Annotated in this window: 13 protein-coding genes and 1 other RNA gene; 9 read left to right on the forward strand and 5 right to left on the reverse strand. The window is 66.7% G+C overall.

The features are described from left to right. Window positions 1-120: 120 nt before the first annotated feature. The 3 genes from KNJ79_RS07280 to KNJ79_RS07290 form a co-directional block, all read right to left on the reverse strand. A complete protein-coding gene (locus tag KNJ79_RS07280; RefSeq protein WP_317153409.1) occupies window positions 121-534 on the reverse strand; it encodes a GNAT family acetyltransferase in 414 nt (137 codons plus the stop codon). Beyond that, window positions 531-1,100: an aminoacyl-tRNA hydrolase gene (gene pth / locus KNJ79_RS07285; RefSeq protein WP_317153410.1), complete on the reverse strand. Its 570-nt coding sequence runs from the start codon at window positions 1,098-1,100 to the stop codon at window positions 531-533. Before pth ends, KNJ79_RS07280 begins: the two co-directional genes overlap by 4 nt. A 143-nt stretch (window positions 1,101-1,243) precedes the next feature. Continuing rightward, window positions 1,244-1,888 (reverse strand): 50S ribosomal protein L25/general stress protein Ctc, encoded by a 645-nt coding sequence (locus tag KNJ79_RS07290; protein ID WP_089214182.1) that lies wholly within the window; start codon window positions 1,886-1,888, stop codon window positions 1,244-1,246. Window positions 1,889-2,051: 163 nt separating this feature from the next. Between KNJ79_RS07290 and rnpB the strand changes: the two genes are divergently transcribed. Together rnpB and KNJ79_RS07300 are read left to right on the forward strand one after the other, a co-directional pair. Then, window positions 2,052-2,440, forward strand: an RNA gene (gene rnpB, locus KNJ79_RS07295) — RNase P RNA component class A. A gap of 75 nt (window positions 2,441-2,515) precedes the next feature. Continuing rightward, window positions 2,516-2,674 carry a hypothetical protein gene (locus tag KNJ79_RS07300; RefSeq protein WP_170935394.1) on the forward strand — a complete coding sequence of 53 codons (159 nt, stop codon included), beginning with the start codon at window positions 2,516-2,518 and terminating at the stop codon, window positions 2,672-2,674. Here the strand turns inward: KNJ79_RS07300 and greB are convergent. Together greB and KNJ79_RS07310 are read right to left on the reverse strand one after the other, a co-directional pair. Then, window positions 2,665-3,147 (reverse strand): transcription elongation factor GreB, encoded by a 483-nt coding sequence (gene greB / locus KNJ79_RS07305; RefSeq protein WP_317153411.1) that lies wholly within the window; start codon window positions 3,145-3,147, stop codon window positions 2,665-2,667. The genes KNJ79_RS07300 and greB overlap by 10 nt on opposite strands. A 175-nt stretch (window positions 3,148-3,322) precedes the next feature. Then, complete coding sequence (locus KNJ79_RS07310; RefSeq protein WP_317153412.1) at window positions 3,323-5,347, reverse strand: lytic transglycosylase domain-containing protein; 2,025 nt, start codon at window positions 5,345-5,347, stop codon at window positions 3,323-3,325. 110 nt (window positions 5,348-5,457) lie between these two features. Here KNJ79_RS07310 and dapA point away from each other — a divergent pair, with 110 nt between their 5' ends. The 7 genes from dapA (at window position 5,458) to recA (ending at window position 13,944) form a co-directional block, all read left to right on the forward strand. Continuing rightward, window positions 5,458-6,333 (forward strand): 4-hydroxy-tetrahydrodipicolinate synthase, encoded by an 876-nt coding sequence (dapA, locus tag KNJ79_RS07315; protein WP_317153413.1) that lies wholly within the window; start codon window positions 5,458-5,460, stop codon window positions 6,331-6,333. A gap of 10 nt (window positions 6,334-6,343) precedes the next feature. After that, window positions 6,344-6,829 carry an SsrA-binding protein SmpB gene (gene smpB / locus KNJ79_RS07320; protein ID WP_089214185.1) on the forward strand — a complete coding sequence of 162 codons (486 nt, stop codon included), beginning with the start codon at window positions 6,344-6,346 and terminating at the stop codon, window positions 6,827-6,829. Beyond that, window positions 6,826-7,410, forward strand: a complete 585-nt coding sequence (locus KNJ79_RS07325) for a DUF2062 domain-containing protein (RefSeq protein WP_089214186.1) — start codon at window positions 6,826-6,828, stop codon at window positions 7,408-7,410. The genes smpB and KNJ79_RS07325 overlap by 4 nt, the downstream gene beginning before the upstream one ends. Before the next feature lie 83 nt (window positions 7,411-7,493). Then, window positions 7,494-9,557, forward strand: a complete 2,064-nt coding sequence (locus tag KNJ79_RS07330; RefSeq protein ID WP_317153414.1) for a M13 family metallopeptidase — start codon at window positions 7,494-7,496, stop codon at window positions 9,555-9,557. A gap of 94 nt (window positions 9,558-9,651) precedes the next feature. Continuing rightward, on the forward strand, window positions 9,652-12,030 hold the full coding sequence (locus KNJ79_RS07335; protein WP_317153875.1) for a hybrid sensor histidine kinase/response regulator: 2,379 nt from the start codon (window positions 9,652-9,654) through the stop codon (window positions 12,028-12,030). Then, window positions 12,020-12,370, forward strand: a complete 351-nt coding sequence (locus tag KNJ79_RS07340; RefSeq protein WP_089214189.1) for a response regulator — start codon at window positions 12,020-12,022, stop codon at window positions 12,368-12,370. The genes KNJ79_RS07335 and KNJ79_RS07340 overlap by 11 nt, the downstream gene beginning before the upstream one ends. A 494-nt stretch (window positions 12,371-12,864) precedes the next feature. After that, entirely contained in the window at window positions 12,865-13,944 is a 1,080-nt protein-coding gene (gene recA / locus KNJ79_RS07345) for a recombinase RecA (RefSeq protein WP_317153415.1), read from the forward strand. Window positions 13,945-14,149: the final 205 nt, after the last annotated feature.

Genomic DNA, 14,149 nt, shown 5'->3' on the forward strand with positions numbered 1-14,149 from the left:
GAAAGGCGGCATGCCCTCGCATTGGCGGGGCGGTGGTCGCAGAGCGGCGTTGCGCCGTCGTTGCAATATTGCGTCAAAACAAAGTTTGCAGGTTACGCTCTTGTTACAAGAGCTTGCGATTCACCTGGCGAGCCAGCGCCCAAAGACCTGGACGCCCTGCGGTTCCCAGCCCAGATGGCGATAGAGCGTCGCCGCGTCGTTGCCGTCGCGGACCATCAACTCGACCTTCGGGCAGCCTTGCCCGCGCAGCCAGTCGCACGCCGCGTCGAGCAGCCGGCGCGCAAGGCCTTCGCCGCGCCGCGCGGGGGCGACGCCCAGATAATAGATCCAGCCGCGATGCCCGTCGAAGCCAGCCATCACCGTCCCGGCGATTGCGCTCCCTTGCTCGGCGACGAGCACCGTCGCGGCGGCATGGCCGAGCGCGCGGTCGAAATCGGCTTGCGGGTCGTTCCATGGCCGCGTGAGGTCGCACGCGCGCCACAGCGCGACCACCGCCGCGCCATCGCTCGCCCGCGCCGGCCGGATCGCGGTCACGGCTGCAACCGCAGCGCGAGATCGCTCTGGAAGCGCGCCTCGTCGCCGTCGGCGAGCCACGGCGCCTCCGCCGCGATCGCGCCGAGCAGGTCGGTCAGCGGCTCGATCTCGCTCTTGGCATAATTGCCGAGGACATGGCCGGTCACCCGGTCCTTGTGCCCCGGATGGCCGATCCCGATGCGCACGCGCCGGAAATCGTCGCCGATATGCGCGATCATGCTGCGGATGCCATTATGCCCCGCCGCGCCGCCGCCCTGCTTGACCTTGACCTTCATCGGCGCGAGGTCGAGTTCGTCGCAAAAGGCGGTGACGTCCTGCGGCGCCAGCTTGTAGAAATCCATCGCGGCGCGCACGCTGCGGCCGCTTTCGTTCATGAAGGTCGCGGGTTTGAGCAGCAGCACGCGCTCGCGGCCGATGCGGCCGTCCTGCAGCCAGCCCTGGAATTTCTTCGCGGGCGCCGAAAAGCCGTGCATGTCGGCGATGACGTCGAGCGCCATGAAGCCGACATTGTGGCGGTGCATCGCATATTGGGGCCCGGGATTGCCGAGGCCGACCCACAGCTGCATATCAAAAACCCCTCCACGTTCGGGGAGGGGCAGCGAGCCCCGGATCCAGTCCGGGGCGCAGCGGGGTGGGCACTGGGCTCCGCGCGACCCCCAAAACCCCACCCCAACCCCTCCCCCGAAGGGGAGGGGCCAGAGCTTGGTGATCAGGCTTCTTCGCCGCCTTCGGCAGCGGCTTCGCCTTCGCCCTCGTCCTTGGTCGTATCGCCTTCGCTCGACTTCATCGCCGAGGGGGCAACGATCGTCGCGATGGTGAAGTCGCGATCGGTGATCGCGCTCTCGCTGCCGGCGGGCAGCGTCACATTGCTGATGTGGATCGAATCGCCGACGTCATAGCCGGTGACGTCGATCGCGATCTCGTCGGGGATGTGCGCGGCGTCGCAGACGAGCTCGAGCTCGTGGCGAACGATGTTCAGCACGCCGCCGCGCTTCAGGCCCGGCGCCAGCTCTTCGTTCTGGAACACGACCGGCACCGACACATGGACCTTGGCGTCCTTGGCGATGCGCAGGAAGTCGGCGTGGATCGGGCGATCCTTGACCGGGTGGAAAGCGACGTCCTTGGGCAGCGTGCGGATGGTCTTGCCGCCGACTTCGATCATCACGACCGAGTTCATGAAATGACCCGTCATCAGCTGCTTGACCAGCAGCTTTTCCTCGACGTGGATCATCAGGGGTTCTTCCTTGCCGCCATAGACGACGGCGGGGACGCGGCCGTTGCGACGCAGGTCACGCGAGGCTCCCTTGCCTCCGCGTTCGCGCGTCTCGGCCGTCAGCGTCAGCTGATCGCTCATAATATTTCTCCGAGAAACAGTTCAACAAGCCCGCCACGCCTCCAGGGATGACCATGACGGAAGCGCGGGCGCATAGCGGGGAAGCGACGGAAATGCAAGCGGCAACGGCCGTCGCCAACCGCCCTATCGCCATGTCGCGCACTTCGCGCTATAAGGGATCGCGCCAGAGGGTCGGGCGATCGCCGCCGCGCGTCTGCGCGGGGGAGGAAAGTCCGGGCTCCACGGAAACCACGGTGCCGGATAACGTCCGGCGGCTTCGGGCAACCGGAGTCAGGGAAAGTGCCACAGAGAGAAGACCGCCAAAGGCTTCGGCCCGGCGAAAGGTGAAAGGGTGCGGTAAGAGCGCACCGCGCGGACGGTAACGGACGCGGCACGGCAAACCCCACCGGGAGCAAGGTCGAATAGGGATGGCATGGGGTGACCCAGGGCTGGTTCCGGCCCCGCCGTCCGGGTTGACTGCTTGAGCGTCCGGGCAACCGTTCGCCTAGAGGAATGATCGCCCATCCCCGGAAACGGGGTGGACAGAACCCGGCTTACAGACCCTCTGGCCATTCTCTCCCCTGCAGGCGCGGAACTGGCCGCGCAGGCGGCGCGTTGCTTTTGACGCAAGAGAACGGGAGACCGAGCATGAAAGTCGTCGAAGACCATATCGAAGTCACCGACGAAGAAGCCTCGAGCGGGATCAAGGGGCAGGGCGTCCGCTATGTCCTCGGCATTTCGATTTTTCTCGCGGTGATCGTCCTCTCGGCGGTGTGGATCATCCCGGCGTTGCTGCGTCAGGGATAGTCGACCGCAACGACTTCCCATTCCTTGGGACCGGCGGGCAGCAGGACCGTCCTGAGGTCGCCGATCGCTGCGCCGCGCAAGGCGCGCGCGAGCGGGCTGTTCCAGCCGATGCGTCCCGCGCCGGCATCGGCTTCGTCGTCGCCGACCAGAGTGACGGTGCGCCGCATATCCTCTTCGTCGGCGAGCTCGACCGTCGCGCCGAACCAGATGCGGCTCCTGTCGGGCTGCTGCGCGGGATCGACGACGCGCGCGGCCTTCATCCGCCGCGCGAGGAAGGCGAGCCGCCGGTCGATCTCGCGCAGCCGCTTGCGGCCATAGATATAATCGCCATTCTCGCTGCGGTCGCCATTGCCCGCGGCCCAGCTGATCGTCTCGACGAGCTTGGGTCGTTCGTCGCCGAGCAGCGCGTCATATTCGGCGCGCAGCGCGGCAAAGCCCGCGGGGCTGATGATGTTGCTGCGCTCCCCTGTCATCCGCTCATCTCTTGGCGCGTGCCCCCTGTGAATAAATCCCTCGGGAAAGGCGTGTGTCCCCGCGAAGGCGGGGACCCATCTCCGGCAGGCGCAAGATGGAGCCGTCGGACGATGGGCTCCCGCCTTCGCGGGAGCACACAGCTCGTTTGGGCGAAAGCGATGCCGACGCGGATCGTCACCCCGGCGTCGGTTTGCCGAGATAGAAGCTCAGCGGCGCGTCGGGCAGCTTGCGCCCGTCGTCGCGCAGCGTGTCGTAAACCACGGCATTTTCGAGCACGCGCTGGACGTAATTCTTCGTTTCAAAGATCGGAATCGCCTCGATCCAGTCGACCATGCTGATCGCGCCGGTGCGCGGATCGCCGTTGGCGCGCAGCCATTTGTTCACATTGCCGGGCCCGGCGTTGTAGGCGGCGACCGCGAGCGGATAGCTGCCGCCGAAATAACGCAGCATCTGCTGAAAATAGGTGGACCCGAGCGTCATATTATAGCTGCTGTCGGTGGTCAGCGCCGAAGCATCGTAGCTGAGCCCCAGCTTGCCCGCGACTTCGCGTGCGGTGCCGGGCATCAGCTGCATCATCCCGCGCGCGCCGGCGTGGCTGATCGCCTGACGGTCGAACTGGCTCTCCTGCCGGCTGATCGCGTGGATGAAGGTCCAGTTGCCCTCGTGCCCCGCTGGCACGCGCACCGTCGGAAAGCCCGATACCTCGACCGCGTCGAGGCTGTTCGCCTGCGCGCTGCGCCCGATCATCACACCCAGGTCGGGGCGGCCGATCTGTTTCGCGAGCTGGCCCGCGAGGACATGGTCGGCGGGGGTCGTCGCCTCCTGCGCGAGCGCGCGCAGGAACAACGACTGCTCGCGCCACGCGCCGATCTCGCCGAGCGCACGCGCGGCGCGGACGAGGCGATCGTCCTCGAACGCGGCCCGTTCGGCTTGCGAGACCTGCACTTTCGGCTCGGGCAGCGGCTTCGGCTGCGGCCGGTGCAGCCGCTCGAGCGACAATTGGCCATAGAATTGGTCATAATGCTGCGCGGCGTCGGCGAATTCGGCGTTGGCGGCGTCGCGCTTGCCCGCCGCGAGTTCGGCGCGGCCCGCCCAATAATAGCCCTTGGTCCGCGTCTGCGCCGAGCGCGCGGCGTCGCCATAGGCCCTGAACATCCGCGCGGCATCGGCGGGACGGCCGATGTCCTTGAGCGCGATCTGACCGGCGAGCCACGCGAGCGACGTATAATCGTCGCGCACCCCCAGCGGGGTTTCGCGCACCACTGTGCCCGGCGGCAGCGCGTCGTCGAGCCGGCTCGCGATATTATAGGCGGTCAGCTTGTCGCCCCCCGCGTCGGCGAGGCGCGCGTTGGTGAGCAAGGTTTCGAGCCATTCCTCGGCGTCGAGCGGCGGCGCCGACAATTGGCGCGGACCGGCGAGCAGCGCGCGCGCTTCGCCGACGCGGCCCGACCGGCGCAGCCACGTCGCCTTGGCGGTGATATAGCCCGCATCGGTGCGCAGGATCGACGGATTGGCCGCCTCGACCGCCGCCGCCTGCATCGCGGCATCGACCGCGCCGCTGCGCATCGCGAGCCTTGCCGCGAACACCGCGCGTTTCTGCGGCGAGGTGAAGCCGAGCTGACGTGCGGCGGCCGCGGTGTCGTTCGACCACAGCAGGCGGTCCATGCGTGCATCATGGTCGGCCGCCGTCAGCGCGCCGGGGAAGAAAGACAGCACCCGGCTGATCTCGTCGTCGCTGAGCGAACCGCCGACCCACGCGCGGCGCACCGCGGCATTGGCCTCGTCGCGGCGGCCCGAGGCGCTCAGCGCGAGGGCGAGACGCAGCTGTCCGCTCGGCGTCTTCGGCGGATAGGCGGTGAAATAGGCGAGCGTGCGCGCCGGATCATAGCTGTCGACCGCGATCGCCTTTTCGGCGCGAACGCGCATCTTCTCGGCATCGGGCCAGCCCTTGTTCGCCATCAGGAAGCGCGACAGCCGGTCGAAGGACGCATTCTGGTCCTGCGTCAGCCGGCGCCATTCGATCAGCGCGTCGCCGACCGAATTGGTCGCGCTCGGCGGGGCGGTCGAGACCGACGCGAGCCCCATCTGGGCGCGATACCAGGCCATTTGTTCGGGAGTAAGCTCGCTGGCCGAGGCCATGCCGGGGATCAACAGGGCGGCCGCGAGGGCGAGGCGGGAAATGGGGGACAGTCGGATCATGCGCGGCATGATAGCGGCAAACTCCTTGCAGCGCGCTGAATAGGCGTCCATTAGGCGGCGCGCCGGCCAATTCTATCGGTTACCGCCGAAATTTTGTAAAGGAGCCTCGCATGTTTTCGGGTTCGATTCCCGCCTTGGTGACGCCGTTTCGCGACGGGGCGTTCGACGCCCCCGCCTTCGCGCGTCTGGTCGACTGGCAGGTCGGCGAGGGATCGAAAGCGCTCGTGCCGTGCGGGACGACGGGCGAGAGCCCGACCTTGAGTTTCGACGAACATTATCGGGTCATCGACTGCTGTATCGAGGCGGCGGCGGGGCGGGTGCCGGTGATCGCCGGCTGCGGGTCGAACGACACCGCGACCGCGATCCGCCATATGCGCCACGCGCAGGCGGCGGGGGCCGACGCGGCGCTGATCGTCGCGCCCTATTACAACCGGCCGACGCAGGACGGCCTGCTCGCGCATTTCAAGGCGCTCGCCGACGCGAGCGACCTGCCGATCGTCGTCTATAATGTTCCCGGCCGTACCGTCACGGACATCAGTGCCGAGACGATGTGCAAGCTCGCCGAAATCCCCAGCGTCGTCGCGGTCAAGGACGCGAGCGGCGACCTCGCCCGCGTGACGATCCATCGCGCCGGCGCGGGGGCGGGCTTCTGCCAGCTGTCGGGCAACGACGATCTGTGGCTGCCGCACGCCGCGATGGGCGGCGTCGGCTGCATCTCGGTCACCGCGAACGTCGCGCCGCGCCTCTGCGCCGATTTCGCCGCCGCCTGCGCCGCGGGCGAGTGGAGCCGCGCGCTCGGCTTGCACGACCGCCTGTTCGGCTTGCACAAGGCGATGTTCTCCGACGCGTCGCCCGGCCCCGCAAAATATGCGCTGTCGCGCGTCCACGACTGGTTTTCGCCCGAAGTGCGCCTACCTATCATTCCGGCGTCCGCCGCTTCGCGCGCCGCCGTCGATGCCGCGCTCGCCGCGGCTGGAGTTCTCTAGGTTTCTTCCAATGGCCCGTCCGCAGTCCGCCGCCGAATTCGACAAGAAGAAGGTCGTCGCCGAAAACCGGCGCGCGCGCTTCGACTATAGCATCGAACAGGTGTTCGAGGCGGGGATCGCCTTGCAGGGGACCGAGGTGAAGTCGCTGCGCTTCGGCGAAGGGACGATCGCCGAAAGCTATGCCGAGGTCGCGGGCGGCGAGGTGTGGCTGATCAACGCCAATATCCCCGAATTCAGCCACGGCAACCGCTTCAACCACGAGCCGCGCCGGCCGCGGAAACTGCTCCTCAACGGGCGCGAGATCAACAAGCTGCATGCCGGCGTCGCGCGGCAGGGGATGACGCTCGTGCCGCTGTCGGTCTATTTCAACAGCCGCGGCCGCGCCAAGGTCGAGCTCGCGCTCGCCAAGGGCAAGAAGGCGCACGACAAGCGCGAGACGATCAAGGAACGCGACTGGAAGCGCGACAAGCAGCGGCTGATGAAAGAACGCGGATGAGCCGCATCCGGCAATGGGTCGCGCGCAACCTGCCGCGCCGCGAGGATATGGCGAAGAGCCGCTGGATCCGGCCCTTTGCCCACCGCGTCCTGCGCCCCGAACTGTGGCGCTTCACGCGCCGATCGGTGCCGCGCGGGGTCGCGCTCGGCGCGCTCGTCGGGATCATCGTGCCTTTCGCGCAAATTCTCTTCGCCGCGATCCTCGCGCTGCCGGTGCGCGCCAATGTGCCCGTCGCGGCGCTGACCACCTTCATCACCAATCCGCTGACGACGCCGCTCGTCTGGGTCGCGGCCTATGAAACCGGCAGCTTCATCCTGCGCGTCGATGCGATGACCTATGGCCGCCCGATCGGCACCGCGGTGCGCACCACCGATGTTGGCGACATGATGCAGTGGCTGACCGGCGCCGCGACGATCACCGCCTTCGGGCTGATCGTGCTCGGCGTGGTGACGGCGGCGGTGCTCTATGTCGTGACCGCCTTTGGCTGGCGCTGGTTCATCGGCGACAAGTGGCGCCGCCGGCGGCGCGGGCGCGCCGACCAACGACTTGAGCCATCGACGAGCGACAACGGCGCCGGTTGAACGCGCGCGCGGCCCGATTATAGCTGGATCATCGCGATCGCTCCGTCCGGGGCGATGCCATCTGTTGATACTGGGGACTTTTCATGACTCGTTCGATCCGATTTCCGCGCCTGATGGCGACGGCGGCGCTCGGCGCCATCCTTTTCGGCAGCGCTGCCAGCCCGCTCGCGGCGAAGGAAGACGCCGCGACGACCGCCGCCACCGCCGCGCATACGCCCGAGATCGGCAGCTATGGCTTCGACGCCAAGGGCATGGACACGACGGTCCTGCCGGGTAACGACTTCTATGCCTATGCCAACGGCACCTGGGCGAAGGACACCGCGATCCCTGCCGACAAGTCGAATTACGGTATGTTCACCGCGCTCGCCGACCTGTCGCAGAAGCGCACGCAGGAGATATTGGAAGCGGCGAAGAGCGACCCGGCCAGCATGATCGGCCGCGCCTATGCCTCCTTCCTCGACGCGCAGGCGGTTGAGGCAAAGGGCCTCGCGCCGATCGAGCCGTGGCTGAACAGGATTCGCGCCGTCGACAAGGCGGGGCTCGCGAAGCTGCTCGCCGAGGCGGACCGCAGCGGCGTGTCGCATTTCTTCGGCGGTTACGTCGGACAGGACGACAAGAATCCCGACGTCTATATCTATTCGCTCTATCAGGGCGGTATCGGCATGCCCGACCGCGATTTCTATCTGAAGCCCGGCGAGCGCAACGAAAAGCTGCAGGCCGCCTATCTCCAGCATCTTGAAAACATGCTGACCCTCGCGGGCGAAACCAACGCAGCAGCGCGCGCGAAGGCGATCTACGACCTCGAAAAGTCGATCGCGACGGTCCACTGGGACAAGAACGACAGCAGCGACGCGACCAAGGTCTACAACAAGATGACCATCGCCGAGCTGCAAAAGGCGGCGCCGGGCTTTGACTGGGCCGGCTTCATCCACGGCGTCGGGGTTCATGAGAATCAACTGCTCGTCGCCCAGCCGAGCGCCTTTACCGGTGAGGCAAAGATCATCGCCGATGCGCCGATCGAGGTGATCCGCGACGCGCTGATCGTACGCAGCCTCGACGGCTTCTCCGACGTGCTCCCCGATGCGGTGGCGAAGGAAAGTTTCGCTTTCTATGGCACCGCGCTGTCGGGCACGCCCGAAATGCAGGAACGCTGGAAGCGCGCGGTCGATTTCACCACGAACAATATGGGCGAAGCGGTCGGTAAGGATTATGTCGCGAAATATTTCCCGCCCGAAACCAAGGCGGCGATGGAAAAGCTGGTGCAGAATGTCCTCGTCGCGCTCGGCCACCGTATCGACAATCTGGCGTGGATGCAGCCCGAAACCAAGGTGAAGGCGAAGAAGAAGCTCGCCAATTTCACCGTCAAGATCGGCTATCCCGACCGCTGGAAGGATTATAGCTCGCTCGTCATCAAGTCCGACGACCTGTTCGGCAATGCGCTGCGTTCGAACCAGTTCGCGCACGACGATAATATCAGCCGCCTCGGCGGGCCGATCCGCCGCTGGGAGTGGGGAATGACGCCGATGACGGTCAATGCCTATGCCAATTTCAGCATGAACGAGATCGTCTTCCCGGCCGCGATCCTGCAGCCGCCCTTCTTCGATCCCAACGCCGATCCCGCGATCAACTATGGCGGCATCGGTGCGGTGATCGGGCATGAGATCAGCCATCATTTCGACGACCAGGGCTCGAAATATGACGAGACCGGCAAGCTCGCCGACTGGTGGACGCCGGCCGACGTCAAGGCGTTCGAAGCCGCGGGCAAGGCGCTCGCCGCGCAATATGACGCCTATGAAGTGCTCCCCGGCGAACATCTCGACGGCACCTTCACGCTGGGCGAGAATATCGGCGACCTCGCCGGGCTCAACATCGCCTATGACGCCTATAAGGCGTCGCTGAACGGCCAGGAGGCGCCGGTGATCGACGGCACGACCGGCGACCAGCGCTTCTTCCTCGGCTGGGCGCAGGTGTGGCGGCGCAACTACCGCGAGCAGAATTTGTCGCAGCGGATCACGACCGACCCGCATTCGCCCTCGATTCAGCGGACTTGGGTCTCGCGCAACCTCGATCCCTGGTATAAGGCCTTCGCGGTAAAGGACGGCCAGAAGCTCTATCTGGCGCCAAAGGATCGTGTCCGCATCTGGTGATGCGCCAACAAGGGGAAAAGCGTCATTGACCGCGACAAGCCTGCCTTCCGCTGACGGCGATTTCAGCAGGGGGGCGGGGCCCGCGCGCCCGGCGATGCCCGGCGGCCTGTCGCGAGTCGACCTCGCGCTCGTCGCGGGGCTCGCGCTCGTCTCGGTGGCGCTCCTCTTCTGGGCGACGCGTGACGCCGTCCTTGCCGGGGGCTTTCTGGCGGGGCTGGCGGTCGCGGCCGGCGGTCTTCTCTTCGTGCGGCGCCTGTTTCCTGCCGCCGCGGCGGCCGAGGCGGCGGCGACCGACTGGACGATGCTGCGGCAGGCGGTCGCGCACGACGATGTCGCGATCGCGGTGACCGACCGCGGCGGGCGGCTCGTCTGCGCGAACGATCTTTTCGCGACGTGGATGGGCGGCTTCGTCACCCCGCCGGGGCTGCCGCTCGACGGCGCGGGCGCGGAGCGGCTCAAGGATGCGGGGCGCGGCGCGTGGCGCGACGGCGAAGGCGTCGTCGAGGATCTGGCGATCGGCGCGCTGCGGCTGCGCGCACAGGTGACGCGCACCGGGCAGGCCGAGGATTATCTCGTCTGGCGCTTCGCGGCGCAGGAACGGCTCGACCTTGCCGGCGAAATCGTCCGCCACCTCGAAGGGCCGGCGGGCCGCACGCTCGGCGAGGCGGGGGTCATGGCGGCACTGGTCAGCGCCGAGGGTCGGTTGCGCGTCGCCAATCAGGCTTTTTTGCTGCGCGCGCTGGGGGAGGCCGACCAGGCGCATTATGCCGGGCGCGACGCCGCGCAGATGTTGCGCCTCGACGACGCCGGCGCGCTTTATTTCACCAACGAGGGCGACCGTGCGACGCCGGTGCGCCTGATCCAGGTGCCGCTCGCGCCCGCGGATAGCGTCGGGCCGATGCTGCTCGCGCTGATCGACGAGGATATCGGCCCCGCCGACCGCGGCACCGCGCAAAGCTATGTCGAAACCTTGCTGTCGCTGCTGCCCTTCGGCCTCGCGATGGTCGATCGCGATGGCCGCTTTCTCTATATGAACCGCGCCTTCAAGCGCGCCGCCGGGGTCGCCGAAGGGCGGCTGCCGCGCTATCCGGGCGATCTTGTCGTCGGCGAGGACAAAGGGCCGCTCGCCGACATGATCCGCCGCCACAGCAGCGGGCAACAGGTCGGCGGCGACCTGTCGATCCGTCTGGCCGGGCAAAGCGACGATCCGGTGTCGATGCGCGTCGTCGGGGTGCGCGGGCTCGGCGAAGCCGCGGTTCTGCTCAGCCTCAAGGATTCGAGCGAGGAATCGCGGCTCAAGCGGCAGGTCGCGCAGCAATCGAAGATGCAGGCGGTCGGCCAGCTCGCGGGCGGCGTCGCGCACGACTTCAACAACATCCTGACCGCGGTGCTCGGCAGCTGCGACCTGATGCTGATGCGCCACACGCCCGGCGACAGCGACTATGACGACATCCAGCAGATCCGCAGCAACGCGAATCGCGCCGCCAGCCTGACGCGGCAATTGCTCGCCTTTTCGCGCCAGCAGACGCTGCGGCCGCAGATTTTGCAGCTTCCCGACGTGATTTCAGAGGTTTCGCACCTGTTGAAGCGGCTGATGGGCGACACGGTCGAACTTGTTGTGCATCACGGCCGCGGGCTCGGCGCGGTGCGCGCCGACCCGGTGCAGCTCGAACAGGTGATCATCAACCTTGCCGTCAATGCGCGCGACGCGATGCCCGGCGGCGGCACGATGACGATCGAGACCTTTCCTGTCTCGACCGCCGAGGTGCGCGTGATGGGCAGCGAGATCATGCCGCCCGCCGACTACAGCGCGCTGCGCATCTCCGACACCGGCAGCGGCATTCCCGCCGATGTGCTGCCCAAGATTTTCGAGCCCTTCTTCACCACCAAGGACGTCGGCAAGGGGACGGGGCTGGGGCTTTCGACGGTTTACGGCATCGTCAAGCAATCGGCGGGATTCATCTTCGCCGACAGCAAGCCGGGCAAGGGCGCGAGCTTCACCGTCTATCTGCCCGTCCACCGCGCCGCCGGCGACGCGCCCGCGCTTCCGGTGCCCGCGGCGCGGCCGAAGAAGAGCCAGTGGGGCACCGGCACCATCCTGCTCGTCGAAGATGAGGATATGGTGCGCGCGGTCGCGGAACGCGCGCTGGTCCGTGCGGGTTATAATGTCGTGGCGGCGCAGCAGGGCGAAGAAGGACTCGAACGGTTCGACGCGATGGACAAGATTGATCTGGTGGTCAGCGACGTGGTGATGCCGGTGATGGACGGCCCGGCGATGGTGCGCGCGATGCGTGCGAAAAAGCCCGATCTGCCCATATTGTTCATGTCGGGCTATGCCGAGGAACAGTTGCGCCAGTCGATCGACATCGACCATGTCGCCTTCCTGCCCAAGCCCTTTTCGGTCGCGCAGCTCGCCGAGGCGGTGTCGGCGGCGCTCGATGACGCCGCGCATCGGAACTCCGATGGCGGATGATCGCCGCCTCCTGCTCGTCGAGGACGATGTGCTGATCGGCATGATGCTCGTCGACATGCTCGACGCGCTCGATTTTCCCGAGCCCGCGCAGGCGACGACCAACGAAGAGGCGCTCGCGATCCTCGACCGCGAACCGATTGCGGGTGCGCTCGTCGACATCAATCTGGGTGAGGAAAAGGGCTGGCCGATCGCCGATGCGCTCGCCGCGCGCGGCATCCCCTTCGCCTTCACATCGGGCGGCGGCGACGTGATCCCGCCCGCGCACGCCGATCGCCGGCTGGTGACCAAGCCCTTCCGGATCAGCGACATCGAAGCGACCCTCGCGGACCTTCTCTCCTAGGGCGTGGTTGCTCTTGAATGAGGCGCATGGGAAAGTGCGTGTGTCCCCGCGAAGGCGGGGACCCATCTCCGACCGGTGCGAGATTAGAGCAAATTGCGCGAAATCTGAATCATCCGCATCCCCGAGCGAAGACGAGGGGCTCGTTCGAGCGGAGCGAGAACCGCAGCGTCGCCGCCTCGACTTCGCTCGGGGAGACGGTGCAGATTTCCGGCACGATGCTCTAGGCCGTCGGGAGATGGGCTCCCGCCTTCGCGGGAGCGCACGGCTTATTCAGTCAAAGATGATCTTGCTCATAGCCCCGACGAACGCCGGGACCGCCGTTGGTCACGATCTTCGCTGCCGCGCAAACCCTCCGATGCTTTTGTCGATCCCGATAGAGATGACCGCCGAACATTAATTCCGTTCCCCTCTTGTTCCACGAGAACAAATGCCGTACACGATGGTCCGGGCGTTGCGATGCGTCTGCCGTCGCTCTAAGCAGGAAAGGGACGGTCATGGCCGGACAATTGTCACTCGTCGAATCGGGGAAATCAGTGAACGGAACGGACAGGCAGAAGGCGCTCGACGCCGCCTTGGCGCAGATCGACCGCGCCTTCGGCAAGGGCTCGGTGATGAAATTGGGCTCGAAGGAGGCAATGCAGGTCGAGGCGGTTTCGACCGGCTCGCTCGGGCTCGACATCGCGCTGGGGGTCGGCGGACTGCCGCGCGGCCGCGTCATCGAAATCTATGGCCCCGAAAGCTCGGGCAAGACCACCCTCGCGCTGCACTGCATCGCCGAGGCGCAAAAGACCGGCGGCACCGCCGCCTTCGTCGACGCCGAACATGCGCTCGATCCCGTCTATGCGAAGAAGCTGGGGGTCGACATCGACGAGCTGATCGTGTCGCAGCCCGACACGGGTGAACAAGCGCTCGAAATCGTCGATACGCTCGTGCGTTCGAACGCGATCGACGTGCTCGTCGTCGACTCGGTCGCCGCGCTCGTCCCGCGCGCCGAAATCGAGGGCGAGATGGGCGACAGCCACGTCGGCCTGCAGGCGCGGCTGATGTCGCAGTCGCTGCGCAAGCTCACCGGCTCGATCAGCCGTTCGCGCTGCATGGTGATCTTCATCAACCAGCTGCGCATGAAGATCGGCGTGATGTACGGCAATCCCGAGACGACGACCGGCGGCAACGCGCTCAAATTCTACGCCTCGGTCCGCCTCGACATCCGCCGCACCGGGCAGATCAAGGACCGCGACGAGATCGTCGGCAACACGACGCGCGTCAAGGTCGTCAAGAACAAGGTCGCGCCGCCGTTCAAGCAGGTCGAATTCGACATCATGTACGGCCAGGGCATTTCGAAGATCGGCGAAATCCTCGACCTCGGCGTCAAGGCCGGGCTCGTCGAGAAATCGGGCGCCTGGTTCAGCTATGATTCGGTGCGCATCGGCCAGGGCCGCGAGAATGCGAAGAATTTTCTGTTGGAAAATCCTGAACTTATGCAGCGACTCGAGACGGCGATCCGCGGCCGTACCGAGGCGGTGGCCGAAGAGATGATGACCGGCCCCGATGCGGACGACGATAGCGATCTTTGATCGCGACTGAACGCCTTCCGGCCGGTCATGCCCCTCCCGACCGGCCGGCCGACGGCGGCGGGCCATGGAATCGCCCCGGCTTTGGCCGGACCGGTTCCGCTCCTTGGGTCTGCACCCCTCTCGCAGACCGGCCCGCCCGCCGTTGATCGCTTGCTCCTGCCGAGCGCCCTTCCGTCCTGAAGCGGCGCTCGAACTTCATCGGCAA

The sequence above is a fragment of the Sphingopyxis indica genome, assembly GCF_032879645.1.
Taxonomy (GTDB): Bacteria; Pseudomonadota; Alphaproteobacteria; order Sphingomonadales; family Sphingomonadaceae; genus Sphingopyxis; species Sphingopyxis indica.

Coding starts and splice junctions, on each gene's coding strand:
- KNJ79_RS07330 (WP_317153414.1), top strand. CDS start 7,494: ATGACTCGTTCGATCCGATTTCCGCGCCTGATGGCGACGGCGGCGCTC.
- smpB (WP_089214185.1), top strand. CDS start 6,344: ATGGCCCGTCCGCAGTCCGCCGCCGAATTCGACAAGAAGAAGGTCGTC.
- KNJ79_RS07335 (WP_317153875.1), top strand. CDS start 9,652: ATGCCCGGCGGCCTGTCGCGAGTCGACCTCGCGCTCGTCGCGGGGCTC.
- recA (WP_317153415.1), top strand. CDS start 12,865: ATGGCCGGACAATTGTCACTCGTCGAATCGGGGAAATCAGTGAACGGA.
- KNJ79_RS07340 (WP_089214189.1), top strand. CDS start 12,020: ATGGCGGATGATCGCCGCCTCCTGCTCGTCGAGGACGATGTGCTGATC.
- greB (WP_317153411.1), bottom strand. CDS start 3,147: ATGACAGGGGAGCGCAGCAACATCATCAGCCCCGCGGGCTTTGCCGCG.
- KNJ79_RS07300 (WP_170935394.1), top strand. CDS start 2,516: ATGAAAGTCGTCGAAGACCATATCGAAGTCACCGACGAAGAAGCCTCG.
- KNJ79_RS07290 (WP_089214182.1), bottom strand. CDS start 1,888: ATGAGCGATCAGCTGACGCTGACGGCCGAGACGCGCGAACGCGGAGGC.
- KNJ79_RS07310 (WP_317153412.1), bottom strand. CDS start 5,347: ATGATCCGACTGTCCCCCATTTCCCGCCTCGCCCTCGCGGCCGCCCTG.
- KNJ79_RS07325 (WP_089214186.1), top strand. CDS start 6,826: ATGAGCCGCATCCGGCAATGGGTCGCGCGCAACCTGCCGCGCCGCGAG.
- dapA (WP_317153413.1), top strand. CDS start 5,458: ATGTTTTCGGGTTCGATTCCCGCCTTGGTGACGCCGTTTCGCGACGGG.
- pth (WP_317153410.1), bottom strand. CDS start 1,100: ATGCAGCTGTGGGTCGGCCTCGGCAATCCCGGGCCCCAATATGCGATG.